Genomic DNA, 22388 nt, shown 5'->3' with positions numbered 1-22388 from the left:
CGAACCTGCTTCCCTTATGGCCGGCGAGGCGCAAACCTCGCCGGGTCCAGAGCGACGCGTCAGCGCCCCTTCATATAGTCGTTGAGATCGAAGGAAGCGGCGTTCGCCTTGGTGATGACGGCGAAACCATTGTCCATCGAAGGAACCTGCATCGGGTTGAAGCCGGAAACCTTGTAGTCGTTGAATGGGTCGATCAGGTCCGAATGGGCGCCGAGAAAGGTATTCATGAAACCCATGAAACCCTGAACGCCCTGATTGGGATTGATGGACATGTAGATATTGCCCTGCTTGATATGTTCCAGCGTTGCAGGCGTGATATCCGCATGCAGGATCAGGACCTTCTTTTTTGCCTCGAGAACAGCGGTGGTCGCGCCTTCAGCCGAACCGGCCTCGGGTATCCATAATGCGCCGAGATTTGGATTGGCCTGCAGCAGGGCGCCAACTGCCTGATAGGCGACATTCGCATCCTGGTTGGTCGCCTGGCGGCCGACCAGCTTCATTCCCGGATAGGTGCGCCCCATATAGTCGATGAGGGCGGTGACGCGCAGATCGTGATTGCTCTGTCCCGGATTTTCCAGAACGGCATATTCGCCTTTTTCACCAAGCTTCTTGACGATTTCGTCAGCCGCGAATTTCGCCTCGGCGACATTATCAGAGGTGATGTAGGCGGTGCGCTTCGACTTCGGAGAATCCGCCGCAAAAGTCGTCACCGAAACGCCGGAGCCAATCGCCTTGTTGATGGGTTCGATAAATGGATCGGCCTGCATCGGGTGCAGCAGGATGCCTTTCGGCTTCTTCACGAGTTCCTGCTCGAAGGACGCGATCTGCTTGGTGATGTCATATTCCGGCGTACCGGTAAAAACGGCCTCGCAGCCGAGCGCCTTTGCTGCCTGCTTGAAGCCCTCAAAGACCGGCACCCAATAGGGGTGGCTGGAAACCATGACGTTCATCACATAGGTCTCGCCCGGCTCGCAGGCGAATTTGCCCGCAGCGACGGCCTGAGAACCGGCACCAGCGGAAATCGCCACGGCTAAAACACCCGCGGCAGCGGTCGATTTCAGAAAAGCCAACATATTCCCCTCCCAAGGACAATGACTTAGTCCGCAATAAATTTTATATGATGTAATTTATTGCATGTCACTTGAGATAGCCGGAAACCGAGGTCACGTCAACGTGGTTTGAATTTTATTTTGTATCGTGAAATTTATTGCGAGACACGATTGCGGCCAAGATTGAAACCAGCGCAAACGATTCCCGCCTTGTCGATTTCCTGATGTCGACCAGGTCCCGAAGAATTCTTAAGCTTGAGAAAGGAGGTTGCGGTAAGCGCAGGCCAGAAACGAAAAAAGGGTTTCTGATTGCTCAGAAACCCTTTTCATGAATTCGGATGGTGGGCGTGACAGGGATTGAACCTGTGACCCCTACGATGTCAACTTTCGGCCTCCAGCGGAAAGTCCTGCATTTCTGGGACATATCCGCTTCGTAAACTGCCGTTTCCGGTCTTACGTTCCGTCTGTGTTCCGATTTTCAGGTTCGCTGAACCTGAGGAGCACTTCGTAAATCAGGCCGTTGATATCGTTATCAAACTGCTTTCATTACCGGGTCAGAGGTTCGATACCTTGGTTCCGGGTCATTGTTTTTCATGTCCAAGGTATCTGCCAGGTCACGCAGATGTTCCGGCGAGTACCGGGCATATACCCGCAAAGCTGCCCGTGGCGACAAGCTTGCCGTGTCCTTCCTGACTTGGAGGGCGGTTGAATGAACGCCCTCGAAATCGCGAAGTTTCTAATTGACGAGACGGCAAAGAAGAACGGCAAGAAGTGCACTGCCGAGGAGATGACCGACGCCATCGCGAAGACTTGCGCCCGTGAGTTTCCGACGGCGGACGATGCGTTAATCCGGCAGGCGCTCAAGCTGGCGAATGATATCCTCGCGGCTGATGTGATGTTCAAGCTTCGGGTGATCGAACCTGTCAACATTACCGGCCTCGACATGGCATCGCCTGAAAACGGGGAGCCGATATGCGAGCGTGTCAGGCCGACCGATCTGTATGTTGACCCCGCCTATCAGCGGAACATCGGCAGCCGTGGCCTCACTCAAATCCGCAAGATTATAGAGGCATGGGACTGGAACAAGTTCAAGCCTCCGATCTGCGCCTATGCGGAGCACGATGGCAAGACGGTCCTGAAGGTTCTCGACGGGCAGCACACCGCGATTGCGGCGGCAAGCCATCCCGAGATCGTTTTCATCCCGGTTATGATTGTCGAGGCCGCCGCCACATCATCGCAAGCCGCGGCATTCGTAGGGCAAAACACTGAACGTCTTGGCGTCACGGCGCTTCAGCTTCATCAGTCGGCGCTGGTGGCGCGTGACCTTGACGCTCTCACGATCGACTATGTCTGCAAACAGGCCGGTGTGGTTATTCTCCGTCACCCCGGCGCAGGCGGTGTCGCTCGTCCAGGTGAGACAGTGTCTATCACGGCGATTACCGAACTTATCAAGAAGCGCGGCAATGAGCCTTCACGGGATATCCTGCAACTCCTCGTGAAGGCCGGTTTCGCGCCGATCCTCAAGCCGCAGATTAAAGCAGTCGAACTGCTGATGTCTGATGATGAGTACCGGGAATACTTCAAGCCCGACGACCTCGTAGACGCGATGACGGGTTCATGGGCCGCTGACCTCGATGCAGCCAAGCAACTGGCCTTGACGCATAAGTGGGCGCTCTGGAAGGCGCTGGCGATCACATGGTTCCGGAAAACAAAGAAAATCCGCCAGCCGGCGTCAGGGAGGGCTGCATGATCCTGCTCGAAATCATCAAAACCCGTATTTCGCTGGCGCGGCGCGTCAAGCTCCTGGAAGCAACGCTTAAAGACACGCAGTGCCCGCGCCCCGCGAATGGCCAGCCTTGGGACCAGTGCGCCGGTGACTGCATCAAGATCGGGCTTTGCGGCTGCCATGTCGGTTACGCGCTCGGCGTTCGTCACGATGAGGGGGCCAATCACCCACCGGGTGACCGGCGCAAAGCTGAAAGTGGTTGCGGCCGACACCGATACGGTTGGCGGCAAGAAGGCGGCGTTCGTTCTCGTGGACGAACTCTGGATATTCGGCAAGCGCAACAACGCGGATGCCATGCTCAGGGAGGCCACAGGTGGCCTCGTGTCGCGACCAGAGGGTTTTGTTATCTATCTGTCGACGCAGAGCGATGCGCCGCCAGCGGGCGTCTTTAAGGCGAAGCTCGATTACTTCCGAGACGTGCGGGACGGCAAGATTGCCGATCGCAAGAGTCTCGGCGTGATCTATGAGTTTCCGAAGGCGATGATCGAGGCGGAGTCGTATCTCGATCCGCAGAACTTCTACATCACGAACCCGAACCTTGGTCGCTCCGTTAGCGCCGAGTGGATCGAGGAGGAGCTGGTCAAGGAAGTCGCGAAGGACAGCGAGACGCGCAACACCTTCCTTGCCAAGCACCTGAACGTCGAGATCGGAATGAGCCTCCGGTCCAACCGATGGGCCGGCGCGGACTTCTGGGCCGACAAGGCAGACGCTGGGATCTACCTGGAGAGCATTCTGGAGAGATCAGAGGTTGTCGTGGTCGGTATCGACGGCGGCGGCCTCGATGACCTTTTCGGTCTGACGGTGCTGGGACGCGAACGCGGATCCCGTGATTGGCTGTCCTGGTCGCATGCTTGGTGCCACAAGGGCGTGCTGGAGCGGCGCAAGTCGATTGCATCGAAGCTCAACGACTTCAAGCGTGACGGGCTGCTGACAATCGTTGATGACGAGCTGAAGGATATCTCCGAAATCGTGGAAATCATATCCGACGTCAAAGCTCGTGGGCTGCTGGCCTCTGTCGCCGTGGACCCGGCTGGTCTTGGTGAGATGATCGAAGCTTTGGCCGAGATTGAGGTGACACAAGAGGCGGGCAATCTCGTCGGCGCCCCACAAGGCTATGGCAACCGCCAAGGACGTGACACGAGGCATCATCGACGGTTTCATCGAAGGCGCCAGTGCGGCAGACATCTTGGCCGACAGCCTCAAGAAGATCGGCAACGCGCTGATCGATGACGTGCTGAACAGTATCTTCAAGGTCAACAACGCTGCTGGTGGCGGTGGAGGCCTTCTGTCCAGCTTGTTTGGCGGCTTGTTTGGTGGTGGCGCCTCGAAATATGCCGGGCTCTCGGGCGGCTTGTTCGCAGAAGGCGGCTACACCGGCGACGGTGGCAAATACCAGCCTGCTGGCGTCGTTCACAAAGGTGAGTACGTCTTCGATAAGGCGGCAGTCAAAGCTGCCGGCGGGCCCGCAGCCATGGAGGCCATGCGGCGCAATCTCAAAGGTTACGCCAACGGCGGCCCGGTTGGTATATCGGTTCCGAGCGTACCGAGCTTGAGGTCAATGTCAGCGCAATCTGCCGGTGTCGTCGTCAACTTTAATCCAGTCGTCGACAACCGCGGCGCATCTGTCGAAGCAGTTGCCAGGCAGGAAAGGGCGCTGGCCAAGATGCAGGGCGAGCTGCAAAGCCGGGTAGAGGCTGCGGTTCGGTCGGCTCAGAAACGAAACGTGAAGCTGGGATGAGGCGGCAATGGTGCCGCCTCTAGGGATCCTCAAGGAAAACAAATGAGCGAAAAATTCTACCAGGACCTAGTCACCGGGGCTTTTCTTTCTGAGGAAGACGCAGAGAACTCCTCTCATCCTCGGTCAGAACCCATTCATTCGTCAACTCTGCAAGCTTTGCTAGTGAGCTCGCAAGATAGCTCTTACCGACGCGAACTGCGTCAGTATCAGCGTAATCACCCGCAGCTACAATTATTGGAAATTCAAACTCAACGACTCGCCCAACCGTCTTGAAATTGAGTTGGTAAAAGTCACCGCGTCCCCCGTTTTGTTTTACCCTTTCAATCCCATCGAGCTGTATTTCAAATCCAGCGCTCATTCGTGCCCCTTCCCGTCATCTGACATGCCCATGCGATTCTTTTTAGGCTCAACGCTAGAAAATGAGCACGGACACAATCGGGAGTCGAGTCCCGCAATAGGCGGAATCCACAATGACAATCACATACCCGCTCCCAACTTCTTTTTTCGATGAGTTCCCAGGCTGGTCGACCGAGTTCAATCTGCTTTGGCGGCAAGAGCAGTCGCGCACAGCAGGCGGCCAGACGGTCGTCAAGGACATGGGCTCGCCGCTCTGGCAAATGACGGCGCAATCGCGCTCGATGAAGCCGAACGAGCTGGACTACTGGCGTGCGCGGCTCACGAGCTTGGAAAACGGGCTCAAGACGTTCCGCGCATTTCCGAAGTCGCGCTGTTTCCCGGTGGCGTATCCGAACGGCAGTTGGCCGACCGGCGGCGCATTTACCGGGGTGGGGCAGGTGGCCACGATTGCGAGTAACCGCAAAGCAATATCGCTATCGGGCCTGCCCGCTGGCTACAAGGTCACGGTCGGCGATTACATCCAGATCGGCGACAAAGACCTGCATATGGTGATGGAGCCTATGACGGCCGGCGCAGGCGGCGTGACGACGCAGTTTGAGGTCCGTCCTCATCTGTGGCCAGGCGTAGTGGCACCTGTCGCAGCTACGCTGGTGAAACCATCCTGCATCATGGCAATCGTGCCTGGTTCGATCTCAACGACTGCCGACATGGCTACTGGTCGCGGCACTGTCACGTTTCAGGCTATTGAGACCAGGTAGTCATTGAATTTTCACCCCGAAATGCGCCGCGATCATTTTCGATTCACGCGTGCCCTTGGCAACTTCACGATCAAAGCACTTCGCGTACAGCTCGGTACCCTTCTTGTCACGGCAAGAGCGCTCTGCATTCCTGTTGACCGCTTTTTTCCAGTCAAACGGTTCTGGCTTTACAATTGGACCCTGTTGGCAGGCGGTCAGGCATGCGGCCGATAACGCGACGATTAAGTACTTCATGAAATCTCGGACTCTCGCCTGCTGAATAAAATGAACTTGATCCAGCTTATAAACTTCACGAGCGGATCGGTGATGCTCAAGTAGAAGAATGCACAAAGAAGGGTAGACGTCAGCGAGTTGCCAAACGGACTGCCATAAAATGTCAACCCACGACTTCTTCCCTCTCCGAATGGAAGAAGTAAGCCAACAAGCACCACTGGCATTATCATTGCGTGAACGAATGAAATTCCCCAGTTGAACGTGAGCTTGGGTCTGCTCAACTCCAATACAAGCAAGGCGACCAATCTGCAAATCATCATGGAACTTGCGATGTAGTTGGAAAGCAAGAAGGTATTCCATCCGTTGAGGCTGCCAAAGTGGGCTTCGATTTGGCTAATGTAGTACAAATTGACGGGCCAAATCAGCCAATAGTCGGCGGCAGCGAAATCTACCACCTTCTTCGCGAGAAAAAGGGGAGCAACCAGTGCCACGAAATATGCCGCCATAAACGTGGTCAGCGATACCGCCATAAACCGTTTCTCAAACGCCAATACAGACTTTTCAATCACCACTACGCGGCCTCATCGCAGTTGTTGAATTCACAAGCTCAAAGCAATGTCCGGCAGAACGGCGTGACGTCACATATCGATACCCGAGCGCAACCGCGAAAGCATAATATTCCCCCAGCAGTAGCGGGATTATGCTCAACTTTAAGTCTGTGTCTAGGCCACTTGAGGTGGCTTTCGGACGCCAAATCCCCACAGGAAATCAATGAGAAATATCTCAGCAGAAAACCTTGCTGCGCTTGAGGCGCGGCAGCTGGTGGCGCGTGACTTCCTCTGGTTTGTTGCGCGCGATCGAGCGACCGGTGCGCCGGTCACCGATGGCATGTGGTCGGACGTCGGAAACGTGTCGGCGGCTATTGTCCACCCGGATACAGGCCTGCCGGTCACGCGTGACTGGTACGGGTCGGGCACTCTGGTGCAGATCGATGATATTCCGCTCGTCGCCAACCTGTCGGTGCAGAACGTCAACATTCGCCTGTCTCAGGTGAGTGAACACGTTCAGACGCTGGTTCGTCAGTACGACTGCCGTCAGGCCCGCGTCGAGATTTACCGAGGCCTGTTCGACCCGGACAGCCGCCAGATGGTGGCGCCGGCCGAATGCCGCTTCGTTGGCTTCGTCGATACCATCACGATCAACACGCCCTCCGAGAATGAAGAGGGCAGCGTGACGATGGTTTGTGCCAGTCATACGCAGGAAATGACGCGGTCTAACCCGTCGACGCGCAGTCATGCCACGCAGGTGCTGCGTCAGGCCGGTGATGCATTCTACACCGATGCTGACACATCTTCGGAGTGGGAATTCTTCTGGGGCTCGGAAAAGGGCAAGGTCGCCACGCAGCCGAAGCGCCGCAAATTTTTAGGTATATTTTAGAGGAGCTTTTGGATGGCTGAGGCTTGGCTGCCGGTCTGCGGCTTTGAGGGATTCTATGAGGTCTCGAACCTTGGACGTGTTAGCTCCGTCGATCGAACAGTAACGCGAGATTACGGCGACGGCAGGAAAACAACAGTGCGCCGACGCGGCGCCATCATGAAGTTCGATTACCGCGACGGGTACGCGACAGTCCGCATGCAAGCCGAAGGAAGGTCATTCAAGGCATATGTCCACAGGCTCGTCTGTGCGGCGTTCAATGGGCCGCAGCCGACGCCTGAGAAGAGCATGGTCGCACACAATGACGGCGACTTTACCAACAACACGCCCGAGAACGTGCGCTGGGCTACTCCAACTGAAAATCAGCGCGACCGTGAGGGCCACGGAACTCATAACAGGGGCGAACGATCGCACCTGCGCAAGCTGACGTGGGATGATGTTTACGAGATCAGAGAATCTTCGGAACCGAACCCGCATGTGGCCCGCCGATTTGGTGTGACGTCAGCAAACATTCGCATGATCAGACGGATGAAAACTTGGATTCCTCTGTGATGGATGTTCGCTTCGCAACGCGCAAGGACCGCGATCGCGTGGTGGCGCTCCTTCGTGAAAGCCACGAGGCCGCCGGCTTCACCTTTCCATTCCAGGCGGCATATGCCGATCGGCTGTTTCAACAGCATATGGCGTCGGACAAGGCCTGCGTTCTTGTCGCGGGAGATCCCGTGCAGGGCGTGCTGATGGCGTGTGCTTTCGAGCACCCCTTCGGCGTTGGTCGCATTGCCAAAGAAACAGTCTGGTATGTCACGCCGGGCGCGCGCGGGCGCGGCAGCATCAAGATGCTCGATGCCTATGAGAAATGGGCGAGATCGGTCGGCTGCGTGGTTGCCGGCATGGCATCGCTGGCAACCAACGACGTCTCCAACCTTTACGAGCGGCGTGGCTACAGCGCTGTCGAAACACATTTCATGAAGCCGCTCTAGCGGCTCACGCGCGCAACGCGCATCCCAAGGAAAATCGATGGCTATTTTTTCTGGTATCGCAGTCGCGATATCCGGCGTGGTTTCGGCTGTCTCCGGTTTTATTGGCGGCCTTGGCGTTGTCGGCTCCTTCCTGCTGAAAACCGCCGTCGGCGTAGGCCTCAGCCTCCTCGCGCAGTCGCTGGCCGGCAAGCCCAAAGACCCGACATTCTCTATCAACGGCACGATGCAGGGCGGCGGCGATATTTCCCGCTCCTTCATTATCGGTCGAACCGCGACGGCTGGCTCGCTCGTGTTCGTCAATACCTGGGGGCAAGACGGCGACACGCCGAACGCCTACCTCACGCAGGTAATTGCGCTGTCGGATTTGCCCGTGCGTGGCCTTGCCGAGGTTTGGGTCAATGGCGAGCGCGTGACGCTTGGCGGGCTCACGGATCGTGGCTATGCGGTCAACGAGTATCCGGACAGCCTCTGGGTCAAGTTCTACGACGGCACGCAGACGACAGCTGACAGCTTCCTGTTCACGTCGGTTTCCAACGGCAACAGGTGGTGGAACCCGGACCGCATCGGGCGCGGTGTTGCTTATGCAATTGTCACGGCTCGCGTCTCGAAGAACATGTTCTCCGGTGTGCCGTCCTTCAAGTTCGTTCTTGAAGGTATGCGCCTCTACGATCCGTCGCGTGACAGCACGGTTGGCGGCGTTGGTGGCCAGCGCTGGGCCGATCCAGCCACATGGGGCGGCGACGGTGACTTCCTGCCAGCAGTGCAGATCTACAATCTGTTGCGCGGCATCACCTATAACGGCCAGTGGTTTTATGGTCTGCAAAATCTCTCGGCTTCGCGTCTACCGGCAATTGCCTGGATTACCCAGATTGAGAAGCATCGCGCCGGTACGCTGGAATCGACCGGCTGGGTGAACACCTATCGCAGCAGCGGCGAGATACAGGTCGAAGCGCCGCTCACGTCCGCCGTCGAAGCGTTGCTGACGGCCTGCCAAGGCAGGATTTCGGAAGTTGGCGGCGTCTACTATCTGCACTCCGGTGCGCCTGATGCTCCAGTCATCGCCTTCACCGACGACGATATCCTGTCGACGGAAGAGCAGGAGTTCACGCCGTTCCTCGGGCTGGCTGACACCATCAACGGCGTTTCGGCAAATTATCCTTCGCCGGCAGATGGCTGGGTCGCCAAGACCGCACCGCCGCTCTACCGAACGGACCTTGAAGCGATCGACGGCAATCGCCGCCTGATGGCCGATGTCGACCTGAACTTTGTTCCATATCCGGAGCAGGTTCAACGCCTGATGAAATCTGCTCTGGAAGAGGCTCGGCGCTTCCGCAGGCATACGATCGTGCTGCCGCCGAAGTTCTGGGCATACGCGACGCCGGGAACGGTGTTTTCGTGGACGTCAGACCGCAACGGCTACATCGCAAAGTCGATGCGGCTCGATGGCGTTGCCGACCGCGCCAACCTCGATGTGATGATCGACATCACCGAAGTTGACCCGGCTGACTATGACTGGAGTTCCGATACAGAGTTTCAGCCGCCGGTTGACGGCCAGCTTGGTGTCATCAGGCCGACGCCACAGCCGATCGTTGATTGGTTTGTCGAGCCGTGGATTTTGACTGACAGCTTCGGGGAGTCCAGACGTCCGGCGATCCGCATCACCTGGGACAACACAGACGGACGACTCGATGACGTCATTGCTGTCGAGTACGAAGTGCGGCTGCAATCGAGCCTCGAAAAGGTAAGTGAGGGTCGAACCGACCAGCCGCAAGCAGGCTCGCTGATTGCATCGCACGGCCTTCTGCCAAACGAGACCTATGGTGTGCGGGGCCGCTACATTCCCGGCGGAGACCGCCCGACATCTTGGTCTGGCTACATGCTTGTCACGACGCCGAATGTTCGTCTCGGCGCGAAAGATATCGATGTCGTTGTCGACCTGACGACGATCGGAACGGCAGTGCGTCAGCGTTTTTCCGAACTGCAAAAAGAAATGGACGACTTCAATCGTCGTTATGAGGAAGGTCTTTCGGCCTTCTCGCTTGTCGGTGCCGTTGGCCAGATCGACCGCGAGGAAATCCGCGCCGAGTTGGGATCGGCCCGGGCGGAAATCACGGACGAACGCCGCGTGCGCGTCACGGAAAGCGAGGCCATGGCGCAACGAGTCGGTCTGGTCTCGGCATCCGTGGATGAGGCGAATGCCAAGATCATCACGGAGGAGACAGCTCGCGTCAGTGCTGACCAGGCGCTATCGGAAAGCCTCCTTGGTGTGTCGGCTGAACTGGGCGACCGTTTCGCGCAGGGTCTTGTGAAGTTTCAGGCGGTTGCCGCTCCATCCGGCGTCGATGCCCGCTTCTCCGTTCTCCTCAGGGGCGGTGTCGGACAGACCTACAAGGATACAGGCTTCTTCCTCGAGCTCTATACGTCCGGCGGCGTTCAGCGATCCCGTATGGCGATCAAGGTGGATCAGTTCTCGGTATCGGATGGCACGACCGCCTATGCGGTCTTTGCCATTGAGGGCGGCGTGGTGAAGATCATCAATGCCCTTATCGATATGGCTCAGATCAACAATCTGATCGTCGGAACGAGTAACATCGATCCGGGAGCTGTAACGCGATATGACGCGACAAGCGGCAACAGTGGAGACATTTTCTCGACAACCTTCACGACAGTGCTGTCGTTCACCAGCTTTCATGGTGCCGGAGCGCCCCTCATTGAAGTTATGTTCAACGGGGCGGTGGGCGCGGGCACAGCCGGAAACGCCGAGTACAGAATATGGGCCGTGGAGGACGGCGCTGCACTGAGACAAAGAACCGTTCTTGGTGGGGGGGCTCCAAGCACCACATCTCCATCTACGGAAGTAATGACGCACACGCCGCCGTCTGGTCGAACCCAAACGACCTATCAGTTTCAACTCAGATCGACCGCGCCAAGCAACGCGGCGGGCATGGTCGGCGGATATATGCGCGCCTTCGTTATGAAGCGATGATCTCTGAAATAGGCGAGAACAAGAAATGACAGCACCTTATACAGCCGGCACCATCGATCTGGTGTCGGGCAGCGCGGCTGTGGTCGGAACCGATACGGCTTGGGAAGTCAGCCTGATCATCGGCGGAACGATCTATGTTCAGTTTGACGGTGGTAATCCTCTCCCGATTGCCACCGTCGACAGCGACACGGAAATAACGGCTGCTCTAAACTGGACCGGGCCGACGGGCACGTATTCCTATGCCATTATGCGGGATACAGCCTACGGGCAGCAGACGGTCGCTAATGCGCAAGCACTGGCAACTTATATCCAGCGCCTCAACAATCCCGCGCTGGCAGCGACTGCCGGTGTGACGCCGAGTGCGGACAAGATGTTGTTGTTCACCGGCCCCAACTCGGCCACGGTGATTGATCTGGAAGATGTCGCCGGCGTCACTGATGCGATCAGGGCTTTACAGCCTCTGGTTCCAGCTCAAAACAAGCTACCTTACTTCTCAGGTGCAAACAGTGCTGCCCTCACGGATTTATCCGCTTTCGCTCGCTCAATTCTCGATGACGCCTCTGGCGCGGCGATGTTCGCCACAATGGGAGGCGCTCAGTCACTGGCCGCCAACGGATGGGTGAAACTGCCAAACGGATTGATTATTCAGTGGGGTGTCGCCGTTACGCCAAACGGCGGGATTGGGACGATCGCCTTTCCTATGGCGTTCCCGAATGAAGTATTCAGGGTGATCACCGGTACTTTCCACGTCGAGAATACCGCGACAGCAGCATTCGTCACTTGGGTGAACGCCATAACGCTTTCGAACTTCGTTGTGAACGGACGATTTATTGTGAACGGCGGAACGGTTGGTTCTGGCGGCATCCAGGCAGTGTACATCGCGATAGGGAGGTAATCATGAGAATCTATGCTGTGTTCGGTAATGACGGCTTTCCTCTGGCGTTCTACTGCGATGAACTCCACGGCGACAACGTCTCGCCGGATGCTATCGAAATCACGGAGGATCAATGGCGAGACCTCATCGATAACTCTGGCTTCAGAAAATGGGTTGATGGCGAAGTGGTTGAGTACACGCCGCCGCCAATCGAAATTCCCGATCCGGTCACGGTAGTGTACGGCGTTGATCTCTGGTCTCGCATGACTGGCGCCGAGGCCGATCAGGTTGGCGCAGCGATGGAGGCACAGCCTTTCCGCATTCGTAAAATCTTCGAGACCGCCAACTCCTATCGCGAGGACCACGAACTGTGGCCGCTCTTAGTGCAGATAGCCACCACGCTCTTTGGAGAAGACAGGGCGGCGGAAATCTTAGCGCCGTCTGCGCAGTAAACTCTGCTTGGCCGGTAGTGTAACCCGGCGCCCGCCCTGGATACCGGAGGTTAGTCAGCGTTTCGATACAATATGTGCGGACGTATGACGCGGTTGCCGCCCTGCGACTCCGGCTGGCGTGGCTGTTCGCCGCGCCACTCCCTACGATCCTGGCGCCTGTCTCTCGATTCTCTCCGATCACGCCAATCGCGACGGTCATAGTCGCGGCGGTACCGGTCTCCATAGTAGCGGTCTCTATCGTATGAACGGTAGGAAACGCCCGACGAATAATAGCCGCCAGTACGGTACCCGCCATCCTCAACGCATCCACTAAGGATACCGACCGATACGAGCGCAATTGCTGCGGTCAGAAGCTTCATAATCTCATCTCCCATTGAGGCACTCAAACGTGTGTCGGTGCCTTCGGTTCCATGATTGCGAGAATGCGGCGGCAGGGATGAACCGGGGCTGAATGAGTGGAGGCCCACAAGGGCTGGGGGAAAGGTTTGCAGGCCTCCATGCCGTTTCTTGGGAAAAGACGCGACACGCCGAACCTAACCTCGCTCGACATCGCCAGCAACTTCGAGAAATCACCCGCAATCAGGAGAGCTCTGGGGTGCCACCCAGCAGCCAATTCTCCACGAAGGAACACCCATGCCAATTACCAAAATCTCCACACAGGGGAGGGCTTTCGTGCGCCTGCACGAGGGCTGTAAAGAAAGGAGCCGCCAACATGGCTAGAGAAAATCTTGCCGTCTCGCTCGACCTCATGTTCGGCCACGAAGGCGGATACGTAAACGTCAAGAGCGACCGAGGCGGCCCGACCAAATACGGGATCACGCACAAGACGCTTGCCGCGCACCGCGGCGTTGCGTCGGTCACGGCATCTGAGGTCAAGGCGATGACCAAGGAAGAGGCCGTGGAGATCTATCGTCGATCCTACTGGTCGCAGAGCGGAGGCGATCTCCTGCCGTCGGGTCTGGACTATGCCGCATTCGATTTCGGCGTGAATTCGGGACCGTCGACTGCAGCGAAGAAGCTGCAGGTGGTTATGCAGGCTAAGAAGGTGTACTCCGGCGCGATCGACGGACACATCGGCGAGCAGACCGTCGCCGCAGTTGCTGCTTATCCGGGCGGCGTCAAAGACCTGATCATGGCCTACTGCGATGAGCGTATGCGCTACCTTCGCAGCCTGACAAACGCCAAGACCGGCTTTCCGGTCAACGGCAGAGGTTGGACGATCCGCGTTACGGGCGTCGACCCGCTTGGCAAGTTCAAGAAACAGCCTGGTGTCGTTGGCAACGCGCTGATGATGGCCAACTCCGTGGAGCCGCGACCCACCGCCACCCCAGTCGAAGCTGAGGCGAAGGCCATAGTGCAAGACACTGGCCTCGCCGAAGTTCTCAAGAAGCCGGAAGCATGGGGACCACTCGGAGGCTTCCTGTCTGCCGCCGGAGCAATCTTTGCCGGCGCTGGCCCGATTCAATGGGCGCTGGCAATCTTGATGATCGCTGGCGGTATCGTCGGCCTCGTCTACTTCGTCCAGCGCGTCAGATCGGGAGGCTAGCATGCCACTATTTTTTGCGGGCCTCTGGTCCCGCGTTTCTGGCTACTTAGCCGCAATCGGTACGGCGCTCGCGATCCTCGCGGGCGTCTTTTTGTATGGCCAGAGGGCAGGGCGCTCCGCGGCGAAAGACGAACAGGCCGCAGCAAACGTCAAGGCCATCAAGAAGGCCGGGGATGTCGAAAATGAAATCAGGAATCTGGATGACGCTGGCGTTGATGACGCTCTTGGCAAGTGGATGCGCGACAAGCGGTAACTACTGCGACATCGCGCGTCCAGTACGGCCCTCTGTCGATGACCAGATGACGCCAGAAACCAAGCGGCAAATCCTCACCGAAAATGAGAAACTGCAGAAGCTGTGCGGGGTGAAGCCATGACCGGCGCGGAGATCATGGGCGCCGTCGGCTTCTTCGTGCTGGTCTTCGGCTTCATCTTCGGCCTGTGGAAGTACGTCGACGCAAAAATCAGTGCTGCGAAGACCGAGGCGTCTGCGGCGGCGTCAGCTGCATCGGCGATGGCATCTTTGGCGAGGGAAGAACTCGCCGCACACCGTCTCCACGTCGCGGAAACATACGTTTCCAAGTCGGGTCTTCGCGAACAGACAGAACAAATCATGGGTGCAATCGGAGCGGTAAAAGATGCCGTCGATAAGATGACCTTACGCGTCGACCGCATCGTGGAGAATCAGTCGAAGCCACGCGCGACGCGATCTTCATGATGAAAAGCCAGCCCGCAACTGGAGGCTGCGAACTGGCTTCAATCTGTCCCCTCCCACAAAGAGACAGTTGTACTGTGGCACAAAGCTAATGAGAAGCAACGGATTTTTTTGACCGGAGAGAAGAAGCGGGGACCCCTTCTCCTCGACCCAGGGACGGGCCGAGGAGACTGACTGGGGTCGCTGGAGAAAGCCTTTAGGCTGTGGATCTTCGCCAGAACACCAAAGCGACAATACAATCTTTTGATGTATCTGTCTTCTATATTCTTATATACTAAAAAGCCTCGGCATTTATGCCGAGGCCCCATCACTGACAATGTCAGATCAGATTAGAACGAACGCTGCAGACGGATGAAACCGTTCCACTCTTCGTCAACGTTGTCGACGTCGAGGTAGTTAACTGCAACCTTCGTGGAGAGGCCGTCGGTGATCTTGTAGTCAACCGTCAGGCCAGCCTGCCAAGCGTCGTCGTTGGTGAAGTCAGGGCCACCAGCGTAGTAGTTACCGAAGTACTGAGCACCGGGGGTGATCGTCAGCTTGTCGGTAGCCTTGATGGCGTATTCGCCAGCAATTGCCCACTCGGACTCGGTGTAGTAAGCGTTCGGGCCGGAAGCCCATACGCCGGCCAGGCCGAGGGTACCAGGACCAACGTCAGCCGTTGCGATCAGGCGAACAGAACCTTCTTCGCGGTCGGTGTCGTAGCCGCCGATGAGCTGGAAGGAAGCTGCGCCGAGCTTGGCGCCAACGCCGAGAGCAACGCCAACGTTGTTGTCGGGCTCGTCCCAACCAACAGTGATGCCTTCGAGTTCGTCAACCGAAACGCCTGCCCAGAAGGAACCAGCGTCGTAGGTGTAACGAATGGAGTTGAAGAGAGCGTTCGTGGAGAGAACGTCGGACTCACCAGAGAGGCCATCGTCCCACCAGCTGTAGAACTTACCGACCTTCAGGCCGCCGAGTTCGATGAAGGCCTGGTCGACGTGAACGCCAGACGAAGCGGCAGAGCCGTTGTCAGCGTTGCCGCGGAAGCCGATGAAGCCACGCAGAGCGCCGAGCTCGGTGTCGGTGCGGGTGTCAACTTCGAACTGAGCGCGCGTGAACGAATCCCAGTCAGAGGTGCCGCGGCCCGAGTTGAATTCATCACGACCGATGTTCGTCTGGAAACGGATGTAACCGCCGAACTTCAGGCAGGTTTCGGTGCCGGGGATGTAGAAGAAGCCGGTGCCGAAAGCGTCGCAAACGCGAACGTATTCCAGGGGCTCTGGTTCGGCAGCGACGATAGCGTCAGCGGCCTGTGCGCCGGATACTGCTGCGAGAGCCGCAGCGGAGCCGATCAGAAGGCTCTTGATGTTCATGGTTGACCTCCAGTCAAGTTTTTATCCACCACGCAAAGGCTCGAAATTGGTTGTCCCACCCTCATAAGCCCTGCGCTGATTCAGTAAATGACAGAAAGCCACGGAATACCGCAATCTAGATTCGCTGTTTTAGTGTATTCGAATGGACATGAAGCGCATAAGGTGTGTCCATTAGGTAACAGAATCCCTCTTCACCTGTTGATAAAGTTAAACTCTCATTAGGAAATTCAAGCATTTCGCTCATTTGCTGATGTGGCTTTCCGCTGCGGATAATGCTCCCAGCAGTGCCAGGACGACTTCTCGGCTTTGCTACGGCTGTATCCGAACCCGCCCCACTTCTTACAACCTGGATGCTCGCACCAGTGGTTTTCATGAATGCCGTCGCCGGCCTTATCGGTCTGGTCGCTCATGGATGGGTATCCCCGATAATCTCTACCGGTCCCCGCGACGTCTCAATCAGCGGCCAGCGAACCTTCCGCTTCCACTCGGTCAATGCATCGTCGGGTGATGTGCAAAACACCCACTCTATGAACGCGTCGGAAATCTTGGGGTGGTCGTAGAGAAGGGCAGCAACGCTTTTTCGCTCGCTGAACAAAATCTCCATCCTCGCACCTGTCGGTATGTCGTCGTCATCTGCCCAGAGTTCCATGGCGACATATCCGGAATAAGCGGGGAGGTCCGATTCCCGGTCCACTTCTGCGAGCAGGCGCGGGTCGATGTCCTCGTGAATGGCTTTCTGCACTCCGAAGAAGTCTCCATCTTCCAGTAGCGCCTTGGGGTAGACACCGTGATTTTCCAGAATGTAAGGACGGATATGCATATTCGTCTCCTATCCGAATAGATCGGCCGTCTTGGTCTCTTCTTCGACCGGCAGCAGCACGAGGCCGTCGTCAGGCAATGGCCGCTGAAGCTCTTTCGCTTCCTCCCACGGTGAGGTCAGCCACATCTCCACCTCATCCTTGTTTGTCAGGATGACCGGCATAGCCTTTGGGTGGATTGGTTTGACGACGCTGTTCGGATCCGTGGTCAGGAACGCGTATAGCTGGTGATCGCCCTCGCGGGGGTTCCTCATCGATCCGCGGACGCCGTGCCATTCTGTCCAGATGCCGGCGAAGAAGGCGAGGGGTGTTTCTTCGTTGAGCGCAAACCAGCGCTTTGTCTTTCGGGGCTTGGTATCTTCCCATTCGCAAAAGGTCGTCCACGGAACGACACAGCGGTTTTCGGTCCGCAGCCATCGGCGCCAGTGCGGCGAGGTGACGTTGCGAATGTTGGTCACGCCGGTATCAGGTTTGCCCTGCGTCACGAACTGTGGCGACGGCATGCCCCATGTGAGCCCGACAAGCTCTCGTCCGCTTTCGCTGTTGCGTACGACTGGCGCCGGCCGATCTGGATAAACTTCCACATCCGGCTCCAGGTTAAGCCGCTCCTGCATGATGCCCACGATATCGCGGATCGATTCCTGATTGGTCTTCACGCGGTACAAATTACACATGCTCACCTCGGTAATTTGGCAATTGTGATGTAGGAGTCGCCTTTCTCGCCGCACTTCCGGCACTTCAGGCGGGGCTGCAGTTCCTGGAGGGTCGTGTTACCGCCGACCATCTTTATGAGCTTCCAGCGTGGTAACTCCGTCACATGCTTGCAGGATCCACACCCGGCCACAACGACTTCCCAAGAGCGTAGATCGCACACCCGCACACCAGATGCTTCTTCTTGCGACGCTTTTTCCGTTCGCTCCTCGAAGGTCCAATAGTAGCTCATCCTGCATCGTGGGCCGAAATCTTCCTTCGATTTAGGGCATCCTATAAGCTTCTGCGCAATCATGCGGAGCGGGCTTGGGGCTGGGGTAGCGGTAAATTCGGCTTTCACCGCCTTGCCATCAAACGACCGAAGAAGCTCACAATCCTCGCAGATGACCCATATTTTTTCTCTGTCGAGTTCCTTGTACTCGTAGCCGTTGTCATTTGCGGTCGGCGCGTTCGTCATTTGGAACCCAGCCACGCGTAAATCCCCTGCCCATCGCGGCGGTCGCCAGCGCAAGCTGTATCCTCAAATGCTGGATGTCTTCCATCAGCGTTTCGATCGCAGCGCGGCTGTCTCCGTCGTGCCACGCAATGATGTGGTCCACCGGATCGGCTTCCGGTTCTCTTCTCTCTGGGCGCACGTTCTCATTCTCCGGTTCAAGAGTTCAAATCTTCCCTGATTTTCCGATAGGCACACGCCGCCGTGCCAAGCGATGTTCTAATTATGTTCTCGTTTAGGGAGGAGTCAAGCAACTGGCTAAAGAATCACTTTATGGGTGGCTGAGACGTCCCTCACCATCCTTCAAGACGAAAGATTCAAGAGATGGTACTTGGTGTATGTAGTGAGGATGGGGATTCTAGATGACTGTAGAGCAAGAAGCGCAATCCGTTCCAAAACGGAAATTCAGAATCTGGCCATGGCTGCTGGTCTGCGCGCTGATCTTGCTGATTGTCGCTGGTGTCTACGCCTATCTGGAAATCACTGCGATGATTGATGATCTAGGCCGGCTCTGGGATGACCTGGTGCAGTTATTCTGGCTGATCGTACCGGACGGCGCGAAATAGAAATTCTGCAAAAAGAAACCCGCCGGAGCGGGTTGTGGATCGTCCTCGTTAACAAAAGTTCATTTGCAATTGAGAGACAAAATTCCTATTTTTACTCCGTGGACAAGCGCTAGAATCGCCCCAAGTTGCCGAAAGGCAGCAGCACTCTTCGCGGTGTGGGACAGGGGCCTAGGGGTCCACGCAGGGTCCTAGGAAACTAGGGCCTTTTCTTTTGGGCTATTATCCAGTCGATGAATGTCTTTTGTTCACTATTCAACGGGCATTTAGAATAGGGCGGGATAATCGTAAGTCCTGAGTTCAAAGCATTTCCTTTGAACTTCAAAAACCTTGATGAAATCTCCTTGGCATAGCGATCTTCGCAGCGACCGTACCCATTTGGCTCTAGGGCTTTCCACACAGCGCTGGTGAACAAATCTGCGATTTGGAGGCCAGCCCTAACCTTGTGGTTTTCGACCGCAATGTCGTCAGGGTTAAGGACAGTCCAATCGATGGACCGGACAGGCTTCATCTTCTCCTTACCATCCCGCATAAACGAAAGATACTCGCGCATCTGTTCGTAGTCGGTTCCTTTTCTTCGCGAAAATACGACCTTCAGTCGAGCCTGCGCACCATCAGCTGAAGCGCGCCTTTTGCACGCTGCTGTAATTCTTTCGAGCAGAAACCTTGTGAGATAGTTGTAGAGGTGCTGTTTTCGCTTGAATATATCAATCTCTTCAGCGTCCAGTATCGTCTCTTTGCAGGATGAGATGACGCATGCGCCAATAGGCTTTTGCGCAATTATAGATGAGGCGTGTACCCGCTGATCGTGGCTCAAGTCCCGAAAATGAAGGTCGCGTGCTTTCTTGTTTTTGAAGGCGCTCATTATTTCGTCGCGCCAGCAGGGCAGAAGCTTGTCGTTGCCTTCGTTGACCACGCATGCGCCGATGGAAAACCATTTTGACTGAGCGCTTGGAACATCATCCCGAAGCTTGCCGAATCCCTCATCCCCAGCTTCATCAACGTAAGCGACAAAGCGATTAATTTTAATGGGCTCGTTCACCCCAAATGCGCTCAATACCGCCCCCTAGGCCCGCTCACTGCCTCTTCACCTTGTCCCGTTTCATCTCGGCATCACTGCCTTGTATGATCCTCAATGTCTCATCGGCAGCCTTGCTAGCTTCCTCGGCCGCTGCGCTCGCCCTAGCTTCAGCCTCGGCTTGTTCTGCTGGCGTCCGTGTTGGGTAGTCCCCTTGCGCTCGTTCCCCGATGGTAAACCACTGATCTACCGTCAGCAGGCCAATAAAAATCATTATGGCCACAACCGCAAAGAGCCCGCAGACGAGACGTGCCAGGCTCATCATTTACGGCCCCGATTCACGCTTTTTGATCTCGTTGTGTTTCACGATAACCGTTCTACCCGCCAACATGAGATGAGCGAGGCGGATCAAATCCGCGAGCGCCTCTGGCTACGCCAGATCCACGAGCGAAAATTCCCACGCGTCTCAAATCTTATTAAGTTTCAGACAAATCATCGCGCAAAGGATACAGGTTTTGTTCGATCAATTCCGCCTGGATCCTCTCGATTGTTAAAGCTGCCTCCATTCGTGCAGCCCTCGCCTCAGCCCACGCGATCATCCTAGCGTATTCACCGGGAGGATTGTCTGGCCGGGGCAATGCGGCAACCGCGGACTGCCAGTCAGTTAGCTCCTTCCGGTCTCGCTCCAGTCGGTTGAGAAAGTCAATTCGTTTGACCTCCCGTTCCTCAAGACGCCTTCTTCGCTCAGCTTGTTCGCGCAAGGCCTCCAGTCGGAGTTCATTTGCCTTGCGGAGCCGGTCGTCTTCCGCATTGGCGGCGATGATGAGCCGCAACCCTGCGATTATTTCCCTCAGCAAACTCTCGATGGTCTGAGTTTTACCGTCTGCCCACGACCCTCGAAGACCTTGGGTCCATCCTCCGTAGCTGACAGTGAGCTTGCCCGTATAGATTACATCAAATTCCGGCCAGGGCTCAAGGCGAGCAAAGCTCCAGACGTCCCGCTCGCGATCCTTCAACCGCTTCGTTTTCAGTTTCGCATACTCCGCGAGCTCTTCTTCCGTGGGCTGATGCTTTGGGCGCTTCCGTTCTTCCGTCAATGCCAGCGAAGCTGAGCCAACATCATCTTTAACGTAAATTTTGTCATTTCGGACTTGGACCGACGCGCCAGCTTCCTCAGCGATTAGAGCCAAATTGTGGAGAATGGTGATGGCTCGATTAATGCTGAGCGAGTGCACAGCAATGCTGTATACGGAAATCAGCCCTTCATCGTCGGGCTTTGCTTTCCTGAGCGCCTTGACCAAATCTCTAATGTTGCCGTGGGGATCGTCTCCTGGCTCCACTACTGCCGTTTGATTTTTCCAGCCATCCGTTTTGGATTGCACTTTTTGGGCCGCCAAAGCCAGTTGCGCGCCTACGCTCCTGCGTGGGGCGAATGCCGCAATATGAACGGTATGTAGGTCCACATTTTCCACTGGTCGAAGTTTTGTCTTCTTGACTTGTTGGCCAGCACTTAGCTTTGCCCAATAGCCGCGCGGAGGGACGGGGATAAGGTGGCGTGAACACGTTTTGGCCAACCCTCGATCTGATAGGCCGTATTTCTCTGCCAGCTTCTGCATAGGCGTCGACCATACCAGTGCGTAAAGCTCCTCGCGGCTCATTGAGCGTTTCGGTTCTTCCATTCGCACCTCCATCTCGAATGAGGACGCATAAGGTCCCCCTCACCCTCTATACGCCATCCGGAAGTAGCCGTTTTGACAATCCACCACGTTTGAGATTGATGGATCGGATGCGCCCACTTCGAAATGGTCAGGTTCAATGAACCTTGAGGGCAATACGTAAAAAGGCCCTGCGATTTCTCGCAAGGCCTTGATATTAAAGCAATTCGGATGGTGGGCGTGACAGGGATTGAACCTGTGACCCCTACGATGTCAACGTAGTGCTCTCCCGCTGAGCTACACGCCCTCCGTGGCGGCGGATAGACCACAAAACCGGTTGATGCGTCAACTGCTTTTTTTCGGTTTTGTGAAGGTTTTTTGAGAGGCCTTACGCCACAAGGAGTTTGTTGACCTCATCCACCAGATCGCGCAGATGGAACGGCTTGGAAAGCACCTTGGCGTCCTTCGGAGCCTTCGAATCGGCGTTCAGTGCAACGGCTGCAAAGCCGGTGATGAACATGACTTTGAGGTCCGGGTCGAGTTCGGTCGCGCGCCGTGCAAGCTCGATGCCATCCATTTCGGGCATGACGATATCGGTCAGCAGGAGCGAAAAGGGCTCTTCGCGAAGCCGGTCATAGGCGCTGGCACCGTTATCGAAGGAAGAAACCTTGTAACCGGCTTTTTCCAGCGCCTTGACGAGAAAGCGGCGCATATCGTTGTCGTCTTCAGCGAGAAGAATTTTCTGATTCATCATAAGTGACCGTAACTACTCAATGTTTGAAATACCCTAGCCCGATTATAGGATTTTCACGGTAAATATCCTGTGAACACGTGAATCGGTATAGCGCTGCTTAAGCGATAGTATGGACTTGCCGCACCGTAACTGGCAACAT

Annotated in this window: 28 protein-coding genes and 1 tRNA gene; 14 read left to right on the top strand and 15 right to left on the bottom strand. The window is 56.4% G+C overall.

Going from position 1 to position 22388, the window contains the following annotated elements; genetic code table 11:
• Positions 1-59: 59 nt before the first annotated feature.
• Entirely contained in the window at positions 60-1073 is a 1014-nt protein-coding gene (locus V6R85_RS20140) for a substrate-binding domain-containing protein (protein WP_020810725.1), read from the bottom strand.
• 685 nt (positions 1074-1758) lie between these two features.
• On the opposite strand from V6R85_RS20140, the gene V6R85_RS20135 reads away from it, so the two are divergent.
• The 3 genes from V6R85_RS20135 (at position 1759) to V6R85_RS20125 (ending at position 4573) form a co-directional block, all read left to right on the top strand.
• Positions 1759-2799 (top strand): hypothetical protein, encoded by a 1041-nt coding sequence (locus V6R85_RS20135; protein ID WP_336377166.1) that lies wholly within the window; start codon positions 1759-1761, stop codon positions 2797-2799.
• Between the two features lie 156 nt (positions 2800-2955).
• Positions 2956-4065, top strand: a complete 1110-nt coding sequence (locus V6R85_RS20130) for a terminase TerL endonuclease subunit (protein WP_442892981.1) — start codon at positions 2956-2958, stop codon at positions 4063-4065.
• Entirely contained in the window at positions 4022-4573 is a 552-nt protein-coding gene (locus V6R85_RS20125; protein ID WP_336377165.1) for a hypothetical protein, read from the top strand. Before V6R85_RS20130 ends, V6R85_RS20125 begins: the two co-directional genes overlap by 44 nt.
• A gap of 70 nt (positions 4574-4643) precedes the next feature.
• On the opposite strand, the gene V6R85_RS20120 is transcribed toward V6R85_RS20125, so the two are convergent.
• Positions 4644-4931 (bottom strand): hypothetical protein, encoded by a 288-nt coding sequence (locus V6R85_RS20120; protein ID WP_336377164.1) that lies wholly within the window; start codon positions 4929-4931, stop codon positions 4644-4646.
• A gap of 112 nt (positions 4932-5043) precedes the next feature.
• Between V6R85_RS20120 and V6R85_RS20115 the strand changes: the two genes are divergently transcribed.
• Complete coding sequence (locus V6R85_RS20115) at positions 5044-5688, top strand: hypothetical protein (RefSeq protein WP_336377163.1); 645 nt, start codon at positions 5044-5046, stop codon at positions 5686-5688.
• On the opposite strand, the gene V6R85_RS20110 is transcribed toward V6R85_RS20115, so the two are convergent.
• Together V6R85_RS20110 and V6R85_RS20105 are read right to left on the bottom strand one after the other, a co-directional pair.
• Entirely contained in the window at positions 5689-5922 is a 234-nt protein-coding gene (locus V6R85_RS20110) for a hypothetical protein (protein WP_336377162.1), read from the bottom strand.
• Positions 5919-6473: a hypothetical protein gene (locus V6R85_RS20105; RefSeq protein WP_336377161.1), complete on the bottom strand. Its 555-nt coding sequence runs from the start codon at positions 6471-6473 to the stop codon at positions 5919-5921. The genes V6R85_RS20110 and V6R85_RS20105 overlap by 4 nt, the downstream gene beginning before the upstream one ends.
• 199 nt (positions 6474-6672) lie before the next feature.
• Between V6R85_RS20105 and V6R85_RS20100 the strand changes: the two genes are divergently transcribed.
• The 9 genes from V6R85_RS20100 (at position 6673) to V6R85_RS20060 (ending at position 14888) form a co-directional block, all read left to right on the top strand.
• A complete protein-coding gene (locus V6R85_RS20100) occupies positions 6673-7338 on the top strand; it encodes a hypothetical protein (protein ID WP_113101069.1) in 666 nt (221 codons plus the stop codon).
• Between the two features lie 12 nt (positions 7339-7350).
• Positions 7351-7887, top strand: coding sequence for an NUMOD4 motif-containing HNH endonuclease (locus V6R85_RS20095; RefSeq protein WP_336377160.1), 537 nt, complete (start codon positions 7351-7353; stop codon positions 7885-7887).
• Positions 7887-8315 carry a GNAT family N-acetyltransferase gene (locus tag V6R85_RS20090; RefSeq protein ID WP_336377159.1) on the top strand — a complete coding sequence of 143 codons (429 nt, stop codon included), beginning with the start codon at positions 7887-7889 and terminating at the stop codon, positions 8313-8315. The genes V6R85_RS20095 and V6R85_RS20090 overlap by 1 nt, the downstream gene beginning before the upstream one ends.
• Positions 8316-8352: 37 nt before the next feature.
• Positions 8353-11301, top strand: a complete 2949-nt coding sequence (locus V6R85_RS20085) for a phage tail protein (RefSeq protein ID WP_336377158.1) — start codon at positions 8353-8355, stop codon at positions 11299-11301.
• 25 nt (positions 11302-11326) lie between these two features.
• A complete protein-coding gene (locus V6R85_RS20080; protein WP_336377157.1) occupies positions 11327-12196 on the top strand; it encodes a gp53-like domain-containing protein in 870 nt (289 codons plus the stop codon).
• Positions 12197-12198: 2 nt separating this feature from the next.
• Positions 12199-12627: a hypothetical protein gene (locus V6R85_RS20075; protein ID WP_336377156.1), complete on the top strand. Its 429-nt coding sequence runs from the start codon at positions 12199-12201 to the stop codon at positions 12625-12627.
• 712 nt (positions 12628-13339) lie between these two features.
• Positions 13340-14173 (top strand): glycoside hydrolase family 108 protein, encoded by an 834-nt coding sequence (locus V6R85_RS20070; RefSeq protein WP_336377155.1) that lies wholly within the window; start codon positions 13340-13342, stop codon positions 14171-14173.
• Position 14174: 1 nt separating this feature from the next.
• A complete protein-coding gene (locus V6R85_RS20065) occupies positions 14175-14426 on the top strand; it encodes a hypothetical protein (RefSeq protein WP_336377154.1) in 252 nt (83 codons plus the stop codon).
• A 117-nt stretch (positions 14427-14543) separates the two neighbouring features.
• A complete protein-coding gene (locus tag V6R85_RS20060; protein WP_111792603.1) occupies positions 14544-14888 on the top strand; it encodes a hypothetical protein in 345 nt (114 codons plus the stop codon).
• 326 nt (positions 14889-15214) lie between these two features.
• Here the strand turns inward: V6R85_RS20060 and V6R85_RS20055 are convergent, their stop codons facing one another.
• The 6 genes from V6R85_RS20055 to V6R85_RS20030 all read right to left on the bottom strand — a co-directional run bounded on the left by V6R85_RS20055 (position 15215) and on the right by V6R85_RS20030 (position 18401).
• Positions 15215-16237: a porin gene (locus V6R85_RS20055; protein ID WP_112293955.1), complete on the bottom strand. Its 1023-nt coding sequence runs from the start codon at positions 16235-16237 to the stop codon at positions 15215-15217.
• 227 nt (positions 16238-16464) lie between these two features.
• Positions 16465-16647 (bottom strand): hypothetical protein, encoded by a 183-nt coding sequence (locus tag V6R85_RS20050; RefSeq protein ID WP_336377153.1) that lies wholly within the window; start codon positions 16645-16647, stop codon positions 16465-16467.
• On the bottom strand, positions 16644-17057 hold the full coding sequence (locus tag V6R85_RS20045) for a hypothetical protein (protein WP_336377152.1): 414 nt from the start codon (positions 17055-17057) through the stop codon (positions 16644-16646). The genes V6R85_RS20050 and V6R85_RS20045 overlap by 4 nt, the downstream gene beginning before the upstream one ends.
• Positions 17058-17066: 9 nt before the next feature.
• Positions 17067-17729 carry an SOS response-associated peptidase gene (locus tag V6R85_RS20040; protein ID WP_336377151.1) on the bottom strand — a complete coding sequence of 221 codons (663 nt, stop codon included), beginning with the start codon at positions 17727-17729 and terminating at the stop codon, positions 17067-17069.
• 2 nt (positions 17730-17731) lie between these two features.
• Entirely contained in the window at positions 17732-18223 is a 492-nt protein-coding gene (locus tag V6R85_RS20035) for a hypothetical protein (protein WP_336377150.1), read from the bottom strand.
• Positions 18198-18401: a dehydrogenase gene (locus tag V6R85_RS20030; RefSeq protein WP_336377149.1), complete on the bottom strand. Its 204-nt coding sequence runs from the start codon at positions 18399-18401 to the stop codon at positions 18198-18200. Before V6R85_RS20030 ends, V6R85_RS20035 begins: the two co-directional genes overlap by 26 nt.
• Before the next feature lie 220 nt (positions 18402-18621).
• On the opposite strand from V6R85_RS20030, the gene V6R85_RS20025 reads away from it, so the two are divergent.
• Positions 18622-18825: a hypothetical protein gene (locus V6R85_RS20025; protein WP_336377148.1), complete on the top strand. Its 204-nt coding sequence runs from the start codon at positions 18622-18624 to the stop codon at positions 18823-18825.
• 196 nt (positions 18826-19021) lie between these two features.
• On the opposite strand, the gene V6R85_RS20020 is transcribed toward V6R85_RS20025, so the two are convergent.
• From V6R85_RS20020 to cpdR, 5 genes are all read right to left on the bottom strand, one after another.
• Entirely contained in the window at positions 19022-19879 is an 858-nt protein-coding gene (locus V6R85_RS20020) for a DUF3800 domain-containing protein (RefSeq protein ID WP_336377147.1), read from the bottom strand.
• 19 nt (positions 19880-19898) lie between these two features.
• Positions 19899-20165: a hypothetical protein gene (locus V6R85_RS20015; protein WP_336377146.1), complete on the bottom strand. Its 267-nt coding sequence runs from the start codon at positions 20163-20165 to the stop codon at positions 19899-19901.
• Between the two features lie 151 nt (positions 20166-20316).
• A complete protein-coding gene (locus V6R85_RS20010; protein WP_336377145.1) occupies positions 20317-21519 on the bottom strand; it encodes a hypothetical protein in 1203 nt (400 codons plus the stop codon).
• A gap of 208 nt (positions 21520-21727) precedes the next feature.
• A tRNA-Val gene (locus V6R85_RS20005) sits at positions 21728-21802 on the bottom strand.
• A gap of 81 nt (positions 21803-21883) precedes the next feature.
• Entirely contained in the window at positions 21884-22246 is a 363-nt protein-coding gene (gene cpdR, locus V6R85_RS20000; RefSeq protein WP_003497910.1) for a cell cycle two-component system response regulator CpdR, read from the bottom strand.
• Positions 22247-22388 lie beyond the last annotated feature (142 nt).

The organism is Agrobacterium sp. CCNWLW32, assembly GCF_037083425.1.
GTDB lineage: Bacteria > Pseudomonadota > Alphaproteobacteria > Rhizobiales > Rhizobiaceae > Agrobacterium > Agrobacterium radiobacter.
The sequence above is the reverse complement of the archived record's forward strand: the minus strand, read 5'-3'. Positions and strand labels throughout refer to the sequence as shown.